Genomic DNA, 20,832 nt, shown 5'->3' with positions numbered 1-20,832 from the left:
CTAATATTAACTCTAATAACGAATGATCCTCGAGTACCTTGATACTTAGGTCAATAACCTAGATGAGCAGGAATTAGCATGAAACTGACTTTGCCTCTTATGGGAATGCTTTTCGCCAGCGTTTTTAGCGCCGGAATGACCGCCTCGAAGGCGGCGGAATATCCACTTCCCGCCGATAACAGTCGCCTAATCGGCGAGAACACCACTTACGTTGTGCCCAATGATGGCAAACCACTCGAGGCCGTGGCCGCTAAATATCAAATTGGCCTGATTGCGATGCTGGAAGCGAATCCGGGCGTCGATCCTTTACTGCCTAAGCCTGGTACCGTGCTCACCATACCCAGTCAGATGTTGCTGCCTGACACCAAACGAGAGGGCATTGTTATCAATCTCGCCGAGCTGCGTCTCTACTATTATCCGAAAGGGGAAAACAAAGTCGTGGTCTACCCGATAGGCATCGGCCAGCTGGGGCGCAATACGCCTGAAATGGTGACCTCTATCAGCCAGAAGATCCCGAATCCAACCTGGACCCCGACGCCTAATATTCGCAAAATCTATCTGAAGGAGCAGGGGATTACGCTGCCTGGCGTCGTGCCTGCTGGGCCTGATAATCCGATGGGTCTGTTTGCCATGCGTCTGGCGGCCGGACAAGGGCACTATCTTATCCACGGCACCAATGCCAACTTTGGCATTGGTATGCGCGTGAGCTCGGGCTGTATTCGTCTGCGTCCCGACGATATCGAGGCATTGTTCAATAGCGTGCCTAAAGGAACGCGCGTTCAGGTCATCAATCAGCCGGTGAAATTTGACATCGAGCCGGACGGCAAGCGCTATGTTGAAGTTCACCAGCCGCTCTCACGGACGGAAACGGATGATCCGCAGACGATGCCGATACTCCTCAGCGCTGCGCTGAAGAAATTCCGTGCTAGCGACGAGACTAACAAGCAGGTTTTGAAAGACGCAATTGAACGCCGTTCCGGTATGCCCGTACTGGTAAATACGGGCAATGAGGATATCAATACCCCTCCCGCAGCGGGTGCGATGTAAGTCTTGACGGGTTTGATGCCATTTAAACGCCACCAAAACGCTTTAGTGGCGTTTTTGTTTGAAAGTCTTGAAAGAGTGAGGGTAAGGATGAGGATGGCTCTAAACGTGATTGAAGAGGTTTGGCAGAGGAGGAGAGGATGAGAACGAAAACGAGGCAAAAAAAATGGCGCACAATGTGCGCCATTTCATTATGAGAAGTAAATATTACTTCTTGTAAGCGTGAGCTTGGTTGTCCAGACGCTGGTTAGCACGTGCTGCGTCGTCTTTAGCTGCTTGAACGTCAGACTTAACAGCTGCAACGTCGTTGCTCAGCTGATCAACTTTAGAGTTCAGAGTTGAAACGTCAGAAGACAGTTGGTCGATTTTAGCATTGCTTGAACAACCAGCCAGCAGAGTAGAACCCAGGATTACTGCGCCCAGTACCAGTTTAGTGCGATTCATTATAAAACCCTCTAGATTAAGTTAATCTCCATGTAGCGTTACAAGTATTACACAAACCTTTTTCTAATGAGAATAAATTTTTATCGCCAAATGCTTTATTTTGTTCGTTCGCTCAAAGAAGCATCTTTTTTTACATAAAAGTTGAAAAACGTTATCTAAAACAGGCTTATTCCATGAGACTTGTCCCATTTTCAGAACATCCTATTTGACAGCTTTTTCTAAAAAACAGAGAAATTGGTCAAAAAAAACGCCGCATTTCGCGGCGTTGTTATTAATGTTTAACCTGCACGTCGTTAAAGCGTGTGCACGGAAGAGGTGTTGGTGGTGCCACTTGGAACTAAAGCACCGGAAACCATGACCACTTTGTCGCCTTTTTGAGCTAAACCACTTTCGAGTGCAGCTTCTTTACCAATGCGATAGAAATCGTCGGTTGAAGCAATTTCTTTCACCAGCTGGGTGATTACGCCTTTGGTCAGGATAAGCTGACGAGCGGTCACTTCATTGGTGGTCAGCGCCAGAATCAGGGCGTTAGGGAAGTATTTACGCACTGAAATCGCAGATTTACCGCCGTGGGTGGCGACAACAATCAGAGGCGCGTCCAGTTTCTCGGCCATTTCTACGGCACCGCGGCATACTGCTTCGGTGATACGCAGTTTGCGGCTGTCGTTCTGGCCGTCGATGCGGCTAGGCATCACGCGGTCGGTACGCTCACAGATAGTGGCCATAATGGTCACTGCTTCAAGCGGATATTTACCCTTGGCGCTTTCGCCTGACAGCATTACGGCATCGGTGCCGTCGATGATGGCGTTTGCCACATCGCCTGCTTCTGCACGGGTAGGGCGTGGGTTTTTAATCATCGAGTCAAGCATCTGGGTCGCAGTAATAACGACTTTACGTGCGCGGTTACACTTCTCGATCATCATTTTCTGGGCGAAGATAACTTCTTCAACCGGGATCTCGACGCCCAGGTCACCACGAGCAACCATGATGCCGTCTGAGGCTTCGAGGATTTCGTCGAAGTTGTTCAGGCCTTCTTGGTTTTCGATTTTAGAGATGATCTGGATATGTTCGCCGCCGTGCGCTTTCAGGTGTTCACGGATTTCAACCACGTCAGAACGTTTGCGAATGAAAGAAGCCGCAACGAAGTCTACGCCTTGCTCACAACCGAAAATCAGGTCGCGTTTGTCTTTTTCAGCCAGTGCTGGCAGCGCGATGGAAACGCCCGGCAGGTTAACGCCTTTGTTTTCGCCCAGATCACCGTTGTTCAACACTTTACAGGTGACTTCGGTGTCGCTGACGTGAGTCACTTCCATACCAATCAGGCCATCATCGACCAGAACCGTGTTGCCCACTTTCAGGTCAGCTGCGAAGCCTGCGTAGGTGACTGCAACGCGCTCGGTGTTACCGACAACGCTCTGGTCAGTGGTGAAGGTAAAGGTCTGGCCTGCAATCAGAGAGGCGTCTTTGCCGCCTTCCAGTTTGATGGTACGGATTTCAGGGCCTTTGGTGTCCAGCAGGATACCGGCTTTCTTGCCCGTTTTTTCCATGACGCTGCGGATGTTCTTGATGCGCTGGCCGTGCTCTTCATAATCACCGTGAGAAAAGTTCAAACGCATGACGTTCATTCCTGCATCAAGCAGTTTAGTCAGCATCTCTTCGGATTCAGTCTTAGGTCCGATAGTACAAACAATTTTAGTCTTTTTCATGACGATTTTTTCTACAAGTTGTGATGGATAGGATAAGAGTGCGCAGTGCGGTAGAACGGTCGCCGAACGCGCTGAATGAGTTAATGACCTGGTTTGAGAAACACTTCAGTATGAGCAAAACATTACTAAGAATAGGCGAGTGCGGGAGAAATGCAGTGTAAAGTTCGACGGGCACGCAACTGTCTGGACGACATTTGCTCGTTTCGAGGGTGAAAACGCTTGTTATATGACGATATCGATAGATCAAGGGGCTGAATCCATTCAATCTAAGAAACTGTGCCAGTTTTTGTTGCCGATAGTATAGAGGGTAAGAGGGAGGGAAACCAAACAAAAAATAGCAGGGTGCGCAATAACAACAAACGTTTGCTTAACGTTGAGGATTACGCATGACGTTTTCAGTAGGTAAAGCAGATTGGGTGAAATGTCAGGATTTAATCAGGGAAATAAGGGTAAGCGTTGGATTTTATCGAAAGAGGCAGGGAGGTGTTCAGGAATTTGCATTGGTGCGTCCGAGTGGACTCGAACCACCGACCCCCACCATGTCAAGGTGGTGCTCTAACCAACTGAGCTACGGACGCACATCTTAATGCAATTTTTACGGCTAAACCGGTTAAGGTTTTGAGATTTGGTGCGTCCGAGTGGACTCGAACCACCGACCCCCACCATGTCAAGGTGGTGCTCTAACCAACTGAGCTACGGACGCATCGTTTATCTCTGTCTGCCAGTGCGGCAGCGGGGACGAATATTAACGACCTACCGGATGGCTGGCAAGGGAAAAAATGCATTTTAATGACATATTGCGTGCGATTGGTGCGCTAACGCTCATTACGTTGATTTTTTAAACATTAATTACGGTGCGCTGGCGATAAACAGCGCACCGTAAGAGGGTAAAAACTATCGCCCTGCGCGTTGCAGAATAGAAAATGAAGACTGTTTTTGGATCCAGCGCATGCGCAGCGACATCATGGTGGCGGCAAAAGTGAGTCCGATGATGAATCCGCACCAAAATCCGCTCGGACCCATGGCCGGAACCAGATAATTGGTCAGCGCCAGCAGGTAACCTATAGGCAGACCCAGGATCCAGTAGGCAGTAAAGGTGATGAAGAAAATTGAGCGCGTATCTTTATAGCCACGCAATACGCCGCTGCTAATCACCTGAACGGCATCTGAAATCTGGAAGATGGCCGCAAACAACATCAGATGCGACGCCAGGCTGACGACTGCCGGATTGTCGTTGTACAGGTGTGCAATGTGGGAGCGGAAGATAACCACCATCGTTGCAATAATGCAGGCCATAACAATGCCCGTCGCGATGCTGGTCAGCGCCGAGACCTTGGCCGCCGATGGATTTGATTCACCGAGACGTGACCCAACGCGAATGGTCGCTGCCACGCCGAGCGACAACGGAACCACGAACATCAGAGACCCGACATTTAACGCAATTTGATGACTTGCGACGGCAACTATTCCGAGAGGGGAGACCAGAAGCGCCACCACTGCAAACAGCGTAACCTCGAAGAACAGCGCCAGCGCAATCGGCAGTCCGAGCAGCGACAGACGCTTCAGTACGGCCCAGTCAGGTTTGGCGAACGGGCGCGTTGCAACGATATCTTTCAGGAAGTAGGAGCGCTTAGTGTAGATGCGCATCATGATGAACATGACCCAGTACACCGTGCCGGTTGCCACGCCGCAGCCCACGCCGCCCAGCGCCGGGGCGCCAAACTTGCCATAGATGAAGATATAGTTGACCGGAATATTTACCAGTAGGCCGATAAACCCGAACACCATGCCCGGTTTGGTCTTTGACAGCCCTTCACACTGGTCGCGCAACACCTGGAAAAACAGGTAACCGGGCGCGCCCCACATAATGGCACGCAGATACCCGATGGCCTTTTCTTTCAGCAGGGGATCGATGTTTTGCATCATGCCAATCATCAGGTCGCAGTTATAAATCACCACCATCACCAGGATCGACACACCCGCGGCCAGCCAGAAGCCTTGCTGCACCTGATCGCCGATTTTTTCACGACGACCAGCCCCGTTCAGATGCGCGACGGTGGGTGTTAAAGATAATAAAAGGCCGTGGCCAAACAGTATGGCGGGGAGCCATATTGATGTGCCGACGGCAACCGCAGCCATATCGGTTGCGCTGACCGAACCTGCCATGATGGTGTCAACGACACCCATTGCGGTTTGTGCAACTTGAGCGAGGATAACGGGGATCGCGAGAGCCAATAAACTACGCGCTTCTGTGAGGTACTTCTGCACGCATACACCTTTTTTATAATGATGAGTAAAACCAAAAAGTCACCCGAGGGTGACGATAATATAGTGAGGAATTGCCGAAAGATTGTACCTTGTCAGGTTTTTTAATCAAATCGCATGCTTAAGTTTCAACAGATGCCACTCTGCTGAGATTTTATCCCTCGAGTATGGGTGAGATGTGCTTTTATTCCCGATTTTAATTGGGCTTTCGTGACGCGCCATGGCAAAAAAAGTAATATAAGTGGTAATAAACGTTGAATTAACGAGGCGCGCCTAATGTTTACCGGAATTGTGCAAGGCAAAGGCACTGTAGTGTCTATCGATGAAAAACCTAACTTCAGAACCCACGTGGTCAGACTGCCCGAGGCGATGCTGCCAAATCTGGCGCTTGGCGCATCGGTGGCTCACAACGGATGCTGTCTGACGGTGACCAAGGTTGAAGGGGATTTAGTGAGCTTTGACCTGATCAAGGAAACGCTGCGTCTGACCAACCTCGGCGAGCTTAAAGAAGGCGATGAGGTCAATCTGGAGCGTGCGGCCAGCTTTAATGACGAAATTGGCGGCCACTTGATGTCTGGCCATATTGTCTGCACTGCCGAAGTCCAGAAAATCCTCACCTCTGAAAACAATCGCCAGATCTGGTTCCGTATGCCGCATGCAGAATATATGAAATACATTCTGCACAAAGGCTACATCGGTATTGACGGCATCAGTCTGACCGTCGGTGAAGTCACGCCAACCCGTTTTTGCGTACATCTGATCCCCGAAACGCTCGAGCGCACCACGCTGGGTGCCAAACGCCTGGGTGACAAAATTAATATCGAAATCGACCCGCAGACTCAGGCCATCGTCGACACCGTCGAACGTGTGCTGGCAAGTCGCGAAGCTGCACAGGCCGCTGCGGCCGCCCTGGCTGAAATCGAACACCAGGAACACGACAAAGAATAATTGCCCTCTTTAAGATGCAAAAAGTAAAAAAGCCGGAAGCAATCACTTGCCGCCGGCTTTTTTATTATGTGAAGCATATCAACGTGGAACGCGAATGCCGCCTTCAACGCCGTTAGGGCTGAGAACAACCTGCCACAGCTGAATGTCGCGAGCGCGGAATGCCCCAGCGCAAGCGTTCAGATAATAGCTGAACATACGATAGAAACGCGTTGAATAGTTCTCTGCAAAACTTGGCCATTCGTGAACGAAACGCTCAAACCAGGCCATCAACGTTCTATCATAATCTGCGCCAATGTTGTGCCAGTCTTCCATCACAAACAGGCCTTCAGTGGTCTGTGCAATGTGTTTAACGGAAGGCAGGCAGCCGTTCGGGAAGATATATTTATCGATCCAGGGATCGACATTCAGATCGGTTTTATTCGATCCGATGGTGTGCAGCAAGAAAAGACCGTCAGGTTTGATGTTGCGTTTTACCACGTCGAAATAGGTCTGGTAATTTTTAGGCCCGACGTGTTCAAACATGCCGACGGAAACAATGCGATCGAACTGATCGTTGAGATCGCGGTAATCCTGCAGCAGGATGGTGACATCAAGACCTTCGCAGCGTTGCTGGGCCATTTTTTGCTGTTCAGAAGAAATAGTCACGCCGAAAACACTGACGCCGTAATTTCGGGCTGCATATTCCGCCAAACCTCCCCAACCACAGCCAATATCAAGCAGTCGTTGCCCCGGCTGAAGCTGCAGTTTCTCACAGATCATTTTCAGTTTGGCTTCTTGTGCCTGTTCAAGCGTGGTCGCATCTTTCCAGTAGGCACAGGAGTATTGCATATAAGGGTCAAGCATTTTACTGAACAGATCGTTACCCAGGTCGTAATGCTCTTTACCTACGATCCAGGCGCGTTTTCTGGACTGCAGGTTGGTCAGCCTTGCTGCTGCGATACGCAGTGTATCTTTAAGATGATGTGGGAGTTTGTTCTCGAGCCCTGCGGCAACGACGCGATGGAAGAACATGTCTAATCTTTCACATTCCCACCAGCCGTCCATATAACTTTCGCCGAGACCCAGTGAACCTTCCTGAAGTACGCGCTTAAAAAAATCGGGATTTTTTACCGTAATGTCAAAAGGGCGTGTTCCATTAACCTCAATGCCAGCCATTGATAACATTTCGCTCGCGATTCGGTACCACTGATTATCTTGAATACTCAGGTCTTCTACACACGATGAACTCATAGCTTCTCCATCACTTTCTCTTCTGACTTATTAACCTGCTTAAAAAGCAACGGCTATTGGCAGGTCTTATGAGAACAGACGGATATTCCGCCTTGTCTGATATATGACTATGAACAGAGGGAAAATACGAAGGACACCAGGCGTAATACGCCGCGGTGAATCATCCTTGCACTAATAAATGTGACGCGATTCGCGCGCACAAAAGTTACTTGTGATAAAAGTTTTGTAAAAGTGTTATTTTCTTATGTTGAATTGAGTATAAGCTCGCCTGCGCGCATTCTCAACTGTAAATCGCAACAGGCGAACATATTCTTCAAGTTATTGTAACATAACGGTATTATATTAACTAGTTAGCATGCTTTGCTTCTGGATGTCCAGACTTCTGCTTATTCGCTGAACGCGTCAAAATAAAGTATCCCATTCCCACCAGCACCACCGTCGTAAGCATAACGGTCACCGTCGAGAATAATGGCTGGGATATAAATGCCGACACCATCATGCTACTTAAAAAGCAAAGTCCTAACTGTAATGTATTCTGCAACGCGGCAGCCTTTCCTGTATTAGCAGGAAATGGCATTAATGCATTTGCTACGACAATGGGATAACAGGCACCGTTTACCAGCGCCATTAAACAGAACGGCACTAACAAACTTACCAGCGTAGCCTGAGTTAACGTCGCAACCAGATAAAGCGATATAACGCTAATAGCATAGCCTAATAAAAGCCAGGGCAGCAGACGAACCCCATCAATTTTATTGATAATCATCCTACAGCCGTAACCCCCTAATAAAAATGCAATAGTTTGAGGGACATAGCTCAAACCAATCGCAGAAGGTCCGTAGCCCATTTCACTTAGAATAAAGGGGGAACCGGTCAGCCAGGCAAAAAAGCCGGCCGAACTGGCGCTGTAAATCAGTACGTTACCGCTATAAACCGGCGAGCTGAGCATCTCGGTGACACCGCTTTTTGCCTGCGCTTTTTCGGCAACAGACTTTTTCGTTTCTTTCAGCGTCAGCGTGAAGAACAGCAGCAGGGCGCTTATCACCAGCAGCAGGGCAAAGATGACTCGCCAGTTGAAATGATTCAGTACCCATGCGCCGACTAATGGGGCGAGGGCAGGAGAAAGTGCTACCAACGGCATGATGCTGGCAAAGGTGCGTTTCGCTACGTCAGACGCATAGCGGTCAACCACCAGCGCCTGCCAGCTTACCGCCGCGGCACAAACCCCAATAGCCTGAACAAAGCGCAGCGCCAGGAGCAGCTCGGTGTTTTGCACCCAGATCATGCCCAGACAGCCTACGGCGAACAGCGACAGTCCGGTTAATAAAATAGGTTTACGGCCAAAGCGGTCGGAAAGGGGACCCCAGAACAGCTGCGCCACGGCGAAGCCAGCCAGGAAGATACTCAGGCTAGCGCTTATTCCGCTGGCCGAGGTATCCAGACTCTCCTGCATGCTGCCAAAGGCCGGGAGATACATGTCGGTCGCCAGAAATCCGAGCATGCTCAGCCCGGCCAGATAGAGTAAAAAGCCAAATGAGGGTTTCATGATGTTCTCTTATAATTCAAAAAAGCAGTTAAATATTTCGTAGGGTGAAGCCAGTGGCGCAGTGTATCCGCTTGGCTTGCGGATTGTGAAACGTTAATATTTGCACCATGTGATTAAAATATTTGAAAGCAGAGAGTTGCAATGATCATCCCGACAAAAGGCGGTGCCTATGTGGTCTGAATATTCACTCGAAGTCGTCGACGCTGTCGCGCGAAACGGCAGCTTCACTGCCGCAGCGCTTGAGCTCAATCGCGTTCCGTCAGCGATTAGCTATCAGATTCGACAGCTCGAAGAATGGCTGGCGGTCCCCCTGTTTGAACGCCGACATCGCGACGTAGAATTGACGCCCGCAGGTCGCCTTTTCGTTGATGAAGCCCGAGTGCTTATCAAAAAAATGCTATCCACGCGTCGCCAGTGTCAGCAGGTCGCCAACGGCTGGAGCGGGCAGCTACGTGTGGCGGTCGACCGAATAGTAAAACCCGATCGCATACGGCAGCTGGTGGTCGATTTTTATCGCGCTTTCCCCGACACCGAGTTATTGATTCAAGGAGAGGTGTTCAACGGCGTTTGGGACGCGCTGGCCGATGATCGTGCAGACGTCGCCATCGGTGCCACCAGCGCGGTGCCGGTCGGCGGGCGTTTCAGCTTTAGGGACATGGGGACTTTACCCTGGCACTGTGTGGTCAGCGCCACGCATCCGCTGGCAGCACAAAATAGGGCGTTGGACGATGATGCGCTGAGGCCTTATCCGGCGCTGTGTATAGAGGATACCTCCAGAAATTTGCCCAAACGCGACACCTGGACGCTGGACAACCAGCGTCGTCTGGTCGTGCCGGACTGGACCTGCGCCATTGATTGCCTTTGTGAAGGGCTCTGCGTTGGCATGCTGCCAGTACATAGGGTTGCGCCGTGGATTGCGCAACAAAGGTTGGCAGTGCTTAATCTTGCCAACGTGTTTCCGGAAAGCCCGTGTTGTCTGACGTGGGACCAGCGAAATCATTCCCCGGCGCTAGACTGGTTGTTGGAGTATCTCGGGGACAGTGAAACGCTGAATCAAGAATGGCTGAGATAGCCTCACGCCCGCGAAGGCGGGCGTGAGAGGAGCGCAGAAAAGCGAGAATTAACGACGATAGTCGCGGAAAGGACCGTCGGCCACGGAGCGGCGTTCAACCAGCTTGGGTTTCACCTCGATGGTCTGCTGCACTTCGCGCTTGCTAATAATGCGGTCGAGCAACATGGTAAAGGCCATCTCGCCCAGGCGCTCTTTCGGCTGGTGTACCGTGGTGAGTGCTGGAGAGAAGTAGCGCGCGTTGCGCACGTTGTCATAACCAATGACCGAAATATCCTGAGGAACGCGCAGGCCCATTTCGTCGGCTGCGCAAATCGCGCCCATCGCCATCACGTCACCGCCGCAGAACACTGCCGTCGGTCGCTGCTTCTGGTTGAGGATCTTTTGCATTGCCTGATAGCCTGATTCAGGTTCGAAATCACCCTGAACCACCCATTCATCACGCACGGCAATATTGGCTTCATTCATCGCTTTCAGGAAACCGCGATAGCGACCGCCGCCGGTGTTGCGGTTCAGCTGACCGGGAATGGCGCCAATGTCGCGATGCCCGCGTTCAACCAGGTAACGACCCGCCAGATATCCGCCCTCGAAGGCGTTATCAATAATCGAGTCGGTAAAGTCGTTCTGCGCTTCGCCCCAGTCCATCACCACCATCGGGATTGAACGGTACTCCTCGAGCATGGCAAGCAGCTCGGCCGGATACTCGGCGCACATCACCAGCAGGCCGTCGACGCGCTTTTGCGCAAGCATTGCCAGATAGGCTTTCTGCTTTTCCAGATTATTGTGCGAGTTACACAGGATAAGCGTGTAGCCCTTCGCGAAGCAGCTGTTCTCAACGGCTTCAATGACTTCGGCGAAGTAGGGCGCCTCACTCGAGGTGGCCAGCAGGCCGATGGACTTGGTGTTATTCACCTTCAGGCTACGCGCGACGGCGCTCGGGGAATAGTGCAAATCTTTAATGGCTGCGCGAACCGCAGCTTTAGTTTCTTCGGCGACGAAACGGGTTTTATTGATGACGTGCGACACCGTTGTAGTCGAAACACCAGCGCGCTTAGCGACATCTTTAATCGTGGCCATGTAAAAATCACTCCTGAACTAACCCTTTTCAGCACGTTAGTTTTTTGTTAATCGTTTGCCTGCGTGCATTCAACTGCATAAATCATTTTAAGCAGTTAATTCGTTGGGTGGTTTCAGGAATCCTGAAAGATGCGTCGGACAACGCCGACCGGGCACACAGCGTGGTAACCGCTAATTTTCTCTTATATCTCAAGAAAGGGAAAGCCAAATTTGCGCTTTCGCGATAAGTTGCGCAAATCGGTGCACGATCGGTAGACGTTTTTACGCAAAGCGCGCAAAATATTTAGGCTTATAAAATATAGGGTTTTTAATCTTCTATCCGGCAAGGAGTCTATGTGGATACCAATCTGAAATACTCATTGATAACCGTGGTGTGCGCACTGGTGACGATCGTGGCATTCAGCTTTACCGCCGTCATGCACTGATCTTTTGCCGTCAGGCAGAAACGAAAAAGGGCGATTTCTTATCAAAGAAATCGCCCTTTTCTATTTTACCGCCCGCTCGAGAGGGGGTAGGCTTAAACCATTCGTTAAATGCTATTCACAGGTGTTAAGCGAGAAATCATTATTTAACGAATCGTTTTCGGCGTCATGACCCGGCGAGCACCAACGTAGTGGTCTTGCCAGTAGTTATCTGCCAGATAACTAATTTTGATGTCTTCTCCAGAGCGCGGTGACTGAATAAACTTACCGTTGCCGAGATAAACACCTACGTGGTCCGCCGCGCCGCGTTTAGTAATTCTAAAGAACACTAAATCACCAGACTCAAGCTCACCGCGTGGAACCGGGGCCGCATCGCGCAAATGGTACATCTCATTGGCGGTGCGAGGCATTTTAATACGCATTAAATCTTTGTACGCGTAATAAACCAGGCCACTACAGTCGAAACCAGTATTCGGGGAGGTTCCACCCCAGCGATAAGGTTTGCCGACCTGGTGCATCAGCTTGTTCATCGCGGTTTCTTTAGCATGCAAATACTTTTTCTTGTGCGCTGCACTCAGCGTTAACGGGGTGCAGGTATCTTCTTTTGTTTTATGCTTTCGGTGTCGTCCGTAGGCTTTTTTGCCTTCTTTCGCACAGACCACGTTAGTGGTAGCAGCCAGAGAACGGCTAATCGAGTTTATCTCTTTCTTCGAGTTCTCTGCCTTGTGTCTTGCGAGCCTGGAAGCGGTTGGCTTCTCGGCCTTGTGCCTGACGAGTTTAGTGCTGGTAGGATGCTTGTGCTCGACTTTCGCCTTCCCGTGCACTTTCTCTTTCGTCCTGCTGTGTTCTTTGGCTTTCGATTGTTCTTTCACCGGAACAGTCTTGGTCTTTCTATTGCTTCTCGCGACGACCTTTCGCTTTCGTCGCTCATCAGGCTTTGCCTGGCTTACGTGCGTTTCGGCCTGTTTGGCGGAGACGCGATGACTTGGCGAAGCATTCGCCAAATTCAAAAAGAGCTGGGTAAACAGCAGCACAAAAAGCGTAAACATTAAACGCATGGCGTCGCTACCAATATTAGGCCGAAGTTAAACATCAAAAGATGTCCCAGTATTCCCGAAAAGCGGGAGACAAAACAGCACGAATTGCTTCGATTCTAATTCATATTGTGAGTAAAAGTTAATAACTTTTTTTCTGGGCAAAATATGAGCTATAGCGCCGAAAAAATAACCAGGATTCAGAGGGTTAAACTCACGTTACCTAAAAGATCCCTTTGGGATCGTTTGGGTTAAAGTCACAGAATAAAAATGTTATTCTATATGAATCTTTATTTTTGCACTGTTTTGACAATCAGGGATACTATCACCGACATTACAGGGATGCATCAATTAAAGGCCTTTTTGTGCGCTAAAGACCTCACAAAAAATGGCGTTTTTATCCGAGGGCTGCTCTCGTTACAATGGCAGACAGTTGATCAGGTTTTTTCCGATTTAAGTAATGACCGTGACAGCCAATTAATGGCTTGAGGAAGCAAGAAAATGACCACTACTATTGAAAAAATTCAACAGCAGATTTCCGAGAACCCGATTCTTCTTTATATGAAAGGCTCTCCAAAGCTGCCAAGCTGCGGTTTCTCTGCTCAGGCCGTTCAGGCGCTGTCTGCCTGCGGCGAGCGTTTCGCTTACGTCGATATCCTGCAAAACCCGGATATCCGTGCAGAAATGCCAAAATTCGCCAACTGGCCGACCTTCCCACAGCTGTGGGTTGACGGTGAGCTGGTCGGCGGCTGCGATATCGTTATCGAAATGTATCAGCGTGGCGAACTGCAGCAGCTGATCAAAGAAACGGCTGAGAAATATAAATCTCAGGAAGAGCAGCCAGAATAATCGGCTTCGACTCTTGAAATAAAAAGAGCGGCTATCGTAGCCGCTCTTTTTTTATGTCTTACTATTTATCTTAACGAGAAGAATTTATTTCTCTTCAACGCTCTCTTCTTCAGCAATAGGCAACGGCCAGCCACCGAGGCGTTTCCAGCGGTTTACCAGCTCGCAAAACAACGCAGCGGTTTGCTCGGTGTCATAAAGCGCCGAGTGCGCCTGAGAACTGTCGAAAACGATACCCGCGCTGATGCAGGCTTTGGCCAGCACAGTTTGTCCAAGCACCAGGCCGCTCAACGCTGCCGTGTCGAAGGTGGCAAAAGGGTGGAACGGATTACGTTTCAGGCCCGCGCGCTCGGCGGCGGCCATCAAGAAGCTGTGGTCGAAATTGGCATTGTGCGCAACGATAATCGCGCGATTGCAGTCCTGCTCCTTCATCCCCTTACGGATTGCCTTGAAAATGGCGTGTAGCGCGTCGTATTCGCTAACTGCGCCACGCAGAGGGTTAGTCGGGTCGATACCGTTAAATGCCAGTGCCTCAGGATGCAAAATCGATCCTTCGAAAGGCTCAACGTGAAAATGCAGCGTTTCATCGTTTTGCAGCCAGCCGTCTTCGTCCATTTTCAGCGTCACGGCGGCGATTTCAAGCAGGGCGTCGGTCTGGGCATTAAACCCGGCGGTTTCTACATCAATTACCACAGGATAAAACCCGCGGAAACGACCTTTCAGGGCGTTAATGTCACTTTTGTCAGCCATTGGTATCTTATCTTTAAACGAATTCAGCGCGCATTATGGCAAATTTTCAGGCCAGATGCAGGAGGAGAGAATAAAAAGCAAGAAAGGGCGCCTCGATTGCGCCCTTTAAGTTACCGGTGAGACGGGATTAGTTACCCAGTCCCTGACCTGCATGTTTAGATTCGATGAGCTCGATTTTGTAGCCGTCTGGATCTTCAACGAAGGCGATGACCGTGGTACCACCTTTAACCGGGCCTGCTTCACGCACCACTTTGCCGCCTGCTTTGCGAATGTCTTCACAGGTTTGCGCAACGTCGTCAACGCCCAGCGCCAGATGGCCGAATGCGGTGCCGTGGTCGTAGCTCTCTACGCCATAGTTATAGGTCAGTTCGATGACCGCCCCTTCGCTTTCGTCTTCATAACCGACAAACGCCAAATCGTATTTGTATTCTTTATTCTGACTGGTACGCAGCACTTTCATGCCCAGTACTTCAGTATAAAACTTGATTGAGCGCTGCATGTCGCCAACGCGGATCATGGTGTGAAGTAAACGCATAATTTCCTCTGATTGCCAGTTAAAACATATTGAATACTAGACTAACTCAATGCTATCGCTTTGTCTTTAAGAGACATCCCGACTGAGCAGTCTCTAAGCACTGGCGGGCTTAGAGACTGTTTTGAGGCAACTTACAGCGTAGGATAGTCGGTGTAGCCTTGTGCGCCGCCGCCGTAGAAGGTTTCTGGCTTCGGCTCGTTGAGCGGAGCATGGTTTTTCAGACGCTCAACCAGATCCGGGTTGGCGATATAGCTGCGGCCAAACGCTACGGCGTCGATGTAGCCCTTCGCAATAAGCTCTTCGGCTTTCTCGGCGGTATATGCACCGGCACCCACGATGACACCTTTATAGTGCTCGCGAATCGCTTTGCGGAACGACTCGGTATAAGGCTTGCCGCCGGCCCAGTCGGGTTCCGAGATATGCAGATACGCAAGACCACGCTTGTTCAGCTCATCGAGCAGGTAGAGCGCTGCTGACTCCTGATCTTCGCCGTTGTCCAGACCGTTGAATGGGCCCAGCGGCGAGATGCGAATGCCTACACGGTCGGCGCCGATTTCAGCAACGGCGGCATCGACCACTTCCAGCGTTAGGCGAGCGCGATTTTCAATGCTGCCGCCGTACTGGTCTTCGCGTTTGTTAGAAGCCGGAGAGATGAACTGGTGCAGCAAATAGCCGTGCGCCGCGTGCAGCTCGATGTAGTCGAAACCGGCCTCACGCGAATTGGCTGCTGCCTGGCGGAAGTCGTTAACGATCCCCGGGATTTCAGCGGTTTCCAGCGCACGCGGCGTCGAGCACTCTTCGCGGACGGCATTGCCGTTTTCGTCGCGCAGGCTAGTACGGGTCCCGGCCGCAATGGCGGAAGGCGCAACCGGCGGCTGCTGATTTGGCTGTAGGCTGGTGTGCGAAATACGGCCTACGTGCCATAGCTGGACGGCAATGTGCCCGTCTTTCGCGTGCACACCGGCAACAATTTTTTTCCAGGCGGCGGTTTGTTCCGGCGTGTGCAGACCCGGTGCACCGGCATAGCCTTTCGCCTGGAAGGAGACCTGCGTCGCTTCGGTGATAATCAGGCCGGAGCTATGGCGCTGGGCGTAGTATTCGCCCATCAGCGGGGTAGGGATATCCCCCGGCTCGATGCTGCGCAGACGGGTTAACGGTGCCATAAATACGCGATTTGGCAGGGTTTTATGCCCGACTACCAGGGGCGTGAAGAGCTTGGTCATGTAACTATCTCCTGAAACAATAATGAGATGGGATGATGAATCATTCTTGGCTCACGTTAATAGACCAGTCAGTCTAGGTCAACCTGAGGCTTTGCTCCACAGCTCATTTTGCTACGTCGAGATGTCACCTTTGCAGATTTTTGGTATAAAATATCAGCATCTTTACCTGTTTTCTCTCCATCCACCGGTTAGCGCGGAGTAATTTTGGCTCAGCAGCTCGAGTTTTTCGACATTCCCAGTCCCTGCCGCGGCGTGTGCGAGTCCGGGCCCAACGGCTATTGTCGCGGCTGTTTTCGCAGTCGTGAGGAGCGTTTTGGCTGGATGAGCATGAACGATACCGAAAAGCGCCACGTATTGCGCCTGTGCCACCAGCGCTTCCTGCGGCTAAAACGCGCTGCCAGGGCCGCTGACGATCCGGCTCCCGAACAGCCCTCACTGTTTTAATTCCCCTTTCAAATCAATGAAAAATTCATAAAACAGGCTATGCTTGGCCGACCATAATGAGAAAAGGAATACACAATGGAACAACGCACGCGTATTGCGCCGCAGGGGCCGGAATTTTCCTCAATGATTTGCGGCTATTGGCGTTTGATGGAGTGGGGCATGACGCCGCAACAGCTGCTGGCGTTTATCGATCAACACGTTGAACTTGGCATAACCACCGTCGATCACGCGGATATCTACGGCAATTACCAATGCGAGGCCGCCTTTGGTGAGGCGCTGAAGCTCAACCCCTCGCTGCGTGACAAGCTGCAGCTGGTGAGCAAATGCGGGATCTCAACCACCGCCGCTCCAGGTAATCCGATCGGCCATTACATTACCGATAAAGCTTACGTTATTGCGCAGGCCGAACGTTCGCTGAAAAATTTACATACTGACAGCCTCGATCTGCTGCTGATTCATCGTCCGGACCCGTTGATGAACGCAGACGAAACCGCCGAGGCGTTCACTGCCCTGCATCAGAGCGGCAAGGTGAAGTATTTTGGTGTCTCCAACTTTACCCCGGCGCAGTTTACCCTGCTGCAATCGCGCCTGCCGTTTTCGCTGGTGACCAATCAGGTCGAGATTTCGCCGATTCATCAGCCGGCCATCCTCGACGGCACGCTGGATCAATGCCAGCAATTGCGGATCAAGCCGATGGCCTGGTCTTGTCTGGGAGGCGGGGGTCTTTTCAATGATCCACAATATCAACCGCTGCGGGATGAACTGCAGAAAGTAGCAGAAGAGACAGGCGCAGAGACCATTGATCAAGTGGTCTATGCCTGGATCATGCGTCTGCCGTCACGTCCGTTACCGATCCTTGGCAGCGGCAAGATTGAGCGTATCGCCTCGGCGTGGAAGGCATTGTCGCTGGACATTAACCGCCAGCAGTGGTTCCGCATACGCAAGGCTGCACTGGGATACGATGTTCCCTGAGGCAAAATAACCGGCCTCAGGCCGGTTTACCGGCAGGCTCAGACGCGCCTGCCGCCACGTCTTCTATATTGATAGCCGACTGCAGCTGCGACAGCGAACAGTAAAGTCGCCAGATGACACCCGCCAGTTCGCGCGCCGAGGCATCGGGGTGCTTCGACAACGCTTCGCTGATGCGCTGCAACTCGTTTAGGCTGGCATCAAGCTTCGGATGACTCACGCCCCGCTCGGTCATAATCCCCTTCAGACAGTGAATGCACACGTCACGCACCTTTGACAGCGGATTTGACCGCGTTTCCCACTCTCGCAGTTGCCAAACAATGTGGCTACAGTTGAGCAGCACCACGCCCCAGCGCAGCAACCAGGTGCGCGAGACCTGATCCTTGCTCTGATTAAGCTGGTTAACGCGATAGTAAATCAGCGACTCGAACTGCAAGTGTGACATCTGCGGTCTGCGGCTAAGCTGGTCGATAAAATCGCGGCGCAGGGCGCGAATCTGGCGGCGACTCTTGCGGCTGTCCGAGCTTGGGCGCAACACCTGGAAGAAAAGTCCGGCCAGCATCACGCCGGCAATCTCGGCTAAGCCATCATTAATGAACGACTGATAGTCAAAGCTCGGTGGGTTCGCCACGGCGAGCAGCGATCCACTGAAGACAATCAGCTGTCCCCACAGACCGGCATACGCTTTGTACTGCAATTTGCACAGCTGCATCGTCGCCAATACCGGCAGGATGAACGCGCAAAAAAGCCAGAAATCGGTGATTTGCACCATCACGCCGAACTTGATAATGAAGCAGCCGATAAACAGCAGCATCAACGACTTAGTCAGCAGATTGATGCTGTTGATGGGGGAAGCCGTCGAGGAGTAGAGCACACAGCCAATAGCGGCCAACGTGACGCCCGACGCCCCGGAGTCCCATTGGGTGTTAATCCAATACGCGCAGGCCACCACGATGCACAAAAAAGTGCGAAATCCGCTGTAAGCCGCCTCATAGACGTCGGCGTGGCGAGTCAGTTTACTCACCTTGGGGGCCTGAATCTGATCCACCGAGACCACATTGGCGTTTTCAACCTGTTGAAGCAGTCGTTCGTTGCGCAAATAGAGCCAGCAAAAATCGCGCAGTCGTTGCCAGAAAGCGTGATGACGATAGTCGGCGGGATCGACAGGCCGGATGTTTTTGAGCGTCTTGGCCAGCTGATATTTGCTGGCATTGGGTTTCCTCAGCTCGTCCAGCAGGGCGGCAAGCACCTCGTTGAGGTTCTCGGGAGGATTCGGCCAGTTGAGCATCATCCTGCGCAGGCTGGAGATGTAGCTGGTTAGCCGCAGCTGCTGATGCAGCAGGTAGTTGAGCAGATTGTTCTGCTGACGCAGGCGGTAATGGCTCCAGAAGGCCTGGATACGCAGCAGGTTGAGGGTCAGTATCTGATTGATTACCCCCTCGTGGGAGACGCGAATCTGGTTGGTGACTTCGCTGCGCCACAGCAACTGCGCGTGTTCCAGCAGCTGAACGTGCATCTTGCGCAACGAAGTCAGCAGCGCATCGCCGTCGGAGGTGCTGGGCATCACCATCATCATGAAGCCCCCGCAAAGGATCCCGGTAATGACTTCACAAACCCTGGCCTGCGCGATGTCAAAGATAGTGCCGGTATCGGTCACGTTGACGGTTGAAAAGGCGATAATCGCGGCGGTATAACCGGCCAACGCAAAGGCATAGGAGACATTGTTCTGATACAGATTGGAGGCATAGGTGCAGACGCCCAGCCAGGCGGCGATAAACAGCGTGAACAGCCAGGGGTCGTTCAGGCAGTGTCCGGCAATGAGCACCGCCGCCGATGCGCCGAGCAGACTACCGAAGACGCGGCCGATACTTTTGCTTATGACACCGCCGACGGTCGGGAAGCTGACCACCGCCGCCGAGGTAAAGGCCCAGTAAGGCTCATCGAGCTGTAGCACAAAGGCAATCCACAGCGCCAGACACATGGCGATAGAGTTTCGCAACGCATAGCGCCACTGTCCTCGCGTGGATCGACCCCAGAGCGTGTTTTTCCATTCCAGCCACGAGAAATTCAAGCTTTTCCCTTAATAATGAATCGATATCGTGCAGGTAGTCCCGGCAACCAGCACCAGATTACTCGGGATATTATCGATTTTGATCCTCACTGGAACGCGTTGAGCCAGACGCACCCACGGTACGTTCGGCTTAACGTCGAGCAACAGGCCGGTGTCGCTTTCGACGCTCTGGTCGTAAATGGCGCGCCCGATACCCTCGACCTCACCCTTGAGCGGGATATTACCGTTATACAGCACAATATCGGCCGGACTGCCGACCTTGATGTGCTTGAGCTTGGTTTCTTCGAAATAGCCTAAAACATAGAAGGAGTGCGCATCGACCAGCGCCACCAGCGGCGTACCGGTAGTGGCATAGTTGCCTTTACGCGCCACCAGGTTAGTGATGTAGCCGTCGGTCGGAGCAAAAATTTTTGTTTTGCTCAGATTCCAGCGTGCCTGCTCCAGCATGGCTTTCGTCGCTTCAAGTGTCGCTTTCATTGATTTGGCTTCGAGATTTGCCTGGTCTAACGACTCGCTCGAGATGACATCGCGGCCCAGTTTCTGCCGGCGTTCGGCTTCGTGATTGGCTTTATCGAGGTCTGCCTGTGCCTTGTCAACCGAGGCCTGGGCATTATCCACCGCAATCTGGAAAGGCACCGGGTCAAGGTTAAACAGAAGTTCTCCTGCATGGACATATTGATTGTCATGCACGGTAATATCGGTAACCCTGCCTGACACTTCTGGCGTGATATCGACGAGCTCGGCGCGAACTTTTCCATCGCGAGTCCACGGCGACTGCATGTAATAGTTCCACATCCACCAACCCGCGCATAATGCGACGGCGAGCACTGCAAGCGTTGAAAAATATTTTAGTGTCTTAAATTTCATCTTTTTTACTCATTAACGATCAGTAATAGCGCCGCGCATATCGATATGACAAATATAGATAAATCCATCAAAGTGGGATGCCAGATTTCACCGGAATAGATCCAGTTGCGCAACAATCGGTGAATAATCAACCAAATTAACAATCCAAGTAAAAAAGCTTTAAAAATAGGAGGAAAATATAGAGAGGCACCCAGCACAAGATCTGGGAGAAAAGGGCCAGAATGGAACATTTGCGCAATCACAATATTAATCTCTGCATCGGGTTGTGTTATAAATAACCTGGCTTCTGGGTGCGTTTTGCATTCGGGGCACGAGTCTCAGATTAATTGTATAAGGTGTTAC

Annotated in this window: 20 protein-coding genes and 2 tRNA genes; 7 read left to right on the top strand and 15 right to left on the bottom strand. The window is 51.4% G+C overall.

All coding sequences use genetic code 11. The annotated features are described in order from the left end of the window. Positions 1 to 78: 78 nt before the first annotated feature. Positions 79 to 1,047, top strand: a complete 969-nt coding sequence (locus O1V65_RS10735) for a L,D-transpeptidase family protein (RefSeq protein WP_084912661.1) — start codon at positions 79 to 81, stop codon at positions 1,045 to 1,047. 204 nt (positions 1,048 to 1,251) lie between these two features. Here the strand turns inward: O1V65_RS10735 and O1V65_RS10730 are convergent, their stop codons facing one another. The 5 genes from O1V65_RS10730 to O1V65_RS10710 form a co-directional block, all read right to left on the bottom strand. Next, complete coding sequence (locus tag O1V65_RS10730) at positions 1,252 to 1,488, bottom strand: major outer membrane lipoprotein (RefSeq protein WP_017492465.1); 237 nt, start codon at positions 1,486 to 1,488, stop codon at positions 1,252 to 1,254. Between the two features lie 293 nt (positions 1,489 to 1,781). Further along, entirely contained in the window at positions 1,782 to 3,194 is a 1,413-nt protein-coding gene (pykF, locus tag O1V65_RS10725; RefSeq protein WP_084912660.1) for a pyruvate kinase PykF, read from the bottom strand. 501 nt (positions 3,195 to 3,695) lie between these two features. Next, positions 3,696 to 3,772, bottom strand: a tRNA-Val gene (locus O1V65_RS10720). A 48-nt stretch (positions 3,773 to 3,820) separates the two neighbouring features. Next, positions 3,821 to 3,897 (bottom strand) — tRNA-Val (locus O1V65_RS10715). 191 nt (positions 3,898 to 4,088) lie between these two features. Continuing rightward, the gene (locus O1V65_RS10710) at positions 4,089 to 5,462 is read right to left on the bottom strand and encodes an MATE family efflux transporter (RefSeq protein WP_017493918.1); all 1,374 of its coding nucleotides are present in this window, start codon (positions 5,460 to 5,462) and stop codon (positions 4,089 to 4,091) included. 273 nt (positions 5,463 to 5,735) lie between these two features. Between O1V65_RS10710 and O1V65_RS10705 the strand changes: the two genes are divergently transcribed. Next, positions 5,736 to 6,407, top strand: a complete 672-nt coding sequence (locus O1V65_RS10705) for a riboflavin synthase (RefSeq protein ID WP_017493917.1) — start codon at positions 5,736 to 5,738, stop codon at positions 6,405 to 6,407. Between the two features lie 78 nt (positions 6,408 to 6,485). On the opposite strand, the gene cfa is transcribed toward O1V65_RS10705, so the two are convergent. Together cfa and punC are read right to left on the bottom strand one after the other, a co-directional pair. Then, positions 6,486 to 7,637: a cyclopropane fatty acyl phospholipid synthase gene (cfa, locus tag O1V65_RS10700; protein ID WP_017493916.1), complete on the bottom strand. Its 1,152-nt coding sequence runs from the start codon at positions 7,635 to 7,637 to the stop codon at positions 6,486 to 6,488. Between the two features lie 346 nt (positions 7,638 to 7,983). After that, complete coding sequence (gene punC / locus O1V65_RS10695) at positions 7,984 to 9,183, bottom strand: purine nucleoside transporter PunC (RefSeq protein WP_017493915.1); 1,200 nt, start codon at positions 9,181 to 9,183, stop codon at positions 7,984 to 7,986. 169 nt (positions 9,184 to 9,352) lie between these two features. Between punC and punR the strand changes: the two genes are divergently transcribed. Continuing rightward, positions 9,353 to 10,255 (top strand): DNA-binding transcriptional activator PunR, encoded by a 903-nt coding sequence (punR, locus tag O1V65_RS10690; RefSeq protein WP_017493914.1) that lies wholly within the window; start codon positions 9,353 to 9,355, stop codon positions 10,253 to 10,255. A gap of 48 nt (positions 10,256 to 10,303) precedes the next feature. Here punR and purR read toward each other — a convergent pair whose 3' ends face one another. Further along, positions 10,304 to 11,329: an HTH-type transcriptional repressor PurR gene (purR, locus tag O1V65_RS10685; RefSeq protein WP_017493913.1), complete on the bottom strand. Its 1,026-nt coding sequence runs from the start codon at positions 11,327 to 11,329 to the stop codon at positions 10,304 to 10,306. A gap of 335 nt (positions 11,330 to 11,664) precedes the next feature. Here purR and cydH point away from each other — a divergent pair, with 335 nt between their 5' ends. Then, positions 11,665 to 11,754 (top strand): cytochrome bd-I oxidase subunit CydH, encoded by a 90-nt coding sequence (gene cydH / locus O1V65_RS10680; protein ID WP_017493912.1) that lies wholly within the window; start codon positions 11,665 to 11,667, stop codon positions 11,752 to 11,754. A 143-nt stretch (positions 11,755 to 11,897) separates the two neighbouring features. Here the strand turns inward: cydH and O1V65_RS10675 are convergent, their stop codons facing one another. Then, positions 11,898 to 12,809, bottom strand: coding sequence for a C40 family peptidase (locus O1V65_RS10675; RefSeq protein ID WP_026110797.1), 912 nt, complete (start codon positions 12,807 to 12,809; stop codon positions 11,898 to 11,900). 477 nt (positions 12,810 to 13,286) lie between these two features. Here O1V65_RS10675 and O1V65_RS10670 point away from each other — a divergent pair, with 477 nt between their 5' ends. Then, the gene (locus O1V65_RS10670; protein WP_017493909.1) at positions 13,287 to 13,634 is read left to right on the top strand and encodes a Grx4 family monothiol glutaredoxin; all 348 of its coding nucleotides are present in this window, start codon (positions 13,287 to 13,289) and stop codon (positions 13,632 to 13,634) included. 84 nt (positions 13,635 to 13,718) lie between these two features. Here O1V65_RS10670 and rnt read toward each other — a convergent pair whose 3' ends face one another. From rnt to nemA, 3 genes are all read right to left on the bottom strand, one after another. After that, complete coding sequence (gene rnt, locus O1V65_RS10665; protein ID WP_084912658.1) at positions 13,719 to 14,381, bottom strand: ribonuclease T; 663 nt, start codon at positions 14,379 to 14,381, stop codon at positions 13,719 to 13,721. Positions 14,382 to 14,508: 127 nt separating this feature from the next. Beyond that, on the bottom strand, positions 14,509 to 14,916 hold the full coding sequence (gene gloA, locus O1V65_RS10660; RefSeq protein ID WP_017492934.1) for a lactoylglutathione lyase: 408 nt from the start codon (positions 14,914 to 14,916) through the stop codon (positions 14,509 to 14,511). Positions 14,917 to 15,047: 131 nt separating this feature from the next. Next, positions 15,048 to 16,139, bottom strand: coding sequence for an alkene reductase (gene nemA / locus O1V65_RS10655; RefSeq protein WP_017492935.1), 1,092 nt, complete (start codon positions 16,137 to 16,139; stop codon positions 15,048 to 15,050). A gap of 204 nt (positions 16,140 to 16,343) precedes the next feature. Here nemA and O1V65_RS10650 point away from each other — a divergent pair, with 204 nt between their 5' ends. Together O1V65_RS10650 and O1V65_RS10645 are read left to right on the top strand one after the other, a co-directional pair. After that, a complete protein-coding gene (locus O1V65_RS10650; RefSeq protein ID WP_084912657.1) occupies positions 16,344 to 16,583 on the top strand; it encodes a DUF1289 domain-containing protein in 240 nt (79 codons plus the stop codon). Positions 16,584 to 16,658: 75 nt separating this feature from the next. Next, a complete protein-coding gene (locus O1V65_RS10645; RefSeq protein WP_017492937.1) occupies positions 16,659 to 17,555 on the top strand; it encodes an aldo/keto reductase in 897 nt (298 codons plus the stop codon). A gap of 16 nt (positions 17,556 to 17,571) precedes the next feature. Here the strand turns inward: O1V65_RS10645 and O1V65_RS10640 are convergent, their stop codons facing one another. From O1V65_RS10640 to O1V65_RS10630, 3 genes are read right to left on the bottom strand one after another with little or no spacing between them, the layout of a single operon-like run. Beyond that, positions 17,572 to 19,623: an FUSC family protein gene (locus O1V65_RS10640; RefSeq protein ID WP_026110680.1), complete on the bottom strand. Its 2,052-nt coding sequence runs from the start codon at positions 19,621 to 19,623 to the stop codon at positions 17,572 to 17,574. A gap of 9 nt (positions 19,624 to 19,632) precedes the next feature. Then, on the bottom strand, positions 19,633 to 20,490 hold the full coding sequence (locus O1V65_RS10635; RefSeq protein WP_017492939.1) for an efflux RND transporter periplasmic adaptor subunit: 858 nt from the start codon (positions 20,488 to 20,490) through the stop codon (positions 19,633 to 19,635). Between the two features lie 5 nt (positions 20,491 to 20,495). Further along, entirely contained in the window at positions 20,496 to 20,732 is a 237-nt protein-coding gene (locus O1V65_RS10630) for a DUF1656 domain-containing protein (protein ID WP_165429655.1), read from the bottom strand. Positions 20,733 to 20,832: the final 100 nt, after the last annotated feature.

It is taken from the genome of Rouxiella badensis (assembly GCF_026967515.2).
Classification (GTDB): Bacteria; Pseudomonadota; Gammaproteobacteria; order Enterobacterales; family Enterobacteriaceae; genus Rouxiella; species Rouxiella badensis.
Note: the sequence above shows the minus strand (reverse complement) of the source record. Positions and strands in the feature narration are given on the sequence as shown.

Bases quoted from the DNA above. Each gene is read 5' to 3' on its own strand.
- O1V65_RS10735 (WP_084912661.1), top strand. From the start codon at position 79: ATGAAACTGACTTTGCCTCTTATGGGAATGCTTTTCGCCAGCGTTTTT.
- O1V65_RS10730 (WP_017492465.1), bottom strand. From the start codon at position 1,488: ATGAATCGCACTAAACTGGTACTGGGCGCAGTAATCCTGGGTTCTACT.
- pykF (WP_084912660.1), bottom strand. From the start codon at position 3,194: ATGAAAAAGACTAAAATTGTTTGTACTATCGGACCTAAGACTGAATCC.
- O1V65_RS10705 (WP_017493917.1), top strand. From the start codon at position 5,736: ATGTTTACCGGAATTGTGCAAGGCAAAGGCACTGTAGTGTCTATCGAT.
- cfa (WP_017493916.1), bottom strand. From the start codon at position 7,637: ATGAGTTCATCGTGTGTAGAAGACCTGAGTATTCAAGATAATCAGTGG.
- punC (WP_017493915.1), bottom strand. From the start codon at position 9,183: ATGAAACCCTCATTTGGCTTTTTACTCTATCTGGCCGGGCTGAGCATG.
- punR (WP_017493914.1), top strand. From the start codon at position 9,353: ATGTGGTCTGAATATTCACTCGAAGTCGTCGACGCTGTCGCGCGAAAC.
- purR (WP_017493913.1), bottom strand. From the start codon at position 11,329: ATGGCCACGATTAAAGATGTCGCTAAGCGCGCTGGTGTTTCGACTACA.
- O1V65_RS10675 (WP_026110797.1), bottom strand. From the start codon at position 12,809: ATGCGTTTAATGTTTACGCTTTTTGTGCTGCTGTTTACCCAGCTCTTT.
- O1V65_RS10670 (WP_017493909.1), top strand. From the start codon at position 13,287: ATGACCACTACTATTGAAAAAATTCAACAGCAGATTTCCGAGAACCCG.
- rnt (WP_084912658.1), bottom strand. From the start codon at position 14,381: ATGGCTGACAAAAGTGACATTAACGCCCTGAAAGGTCGTTTCCGCGGG.
- gloA (WP_017492934.1), bottom strand. From the start codon at position 14,916: ATGCGTTTACTTCACACCATGATCCGCGTTGGCGACATGCAGCGCTCA.
- nemA (WP_017492935.1), bottom strand. From the start codon at position 16,139: ATGACCAAGCTCTTCACGCCCCTGGTAGTCGGGCATAAAACCCTGCCA.
- O1V65_RS10645 (WP_017492937.1), top strand. From the start codon at position 16,659: ATGGAACAACGCACGCGTATTGCGCCGCAGGGGCCGGAATTTTCCTCA.
- O1V65_RS10635 (WP_017492939.1), bottom strand. From the start codon at position 20,490: ATGAAATTTAAGACACTAAAATATTTTTCAACGCTTGCAGTGCTCGCC.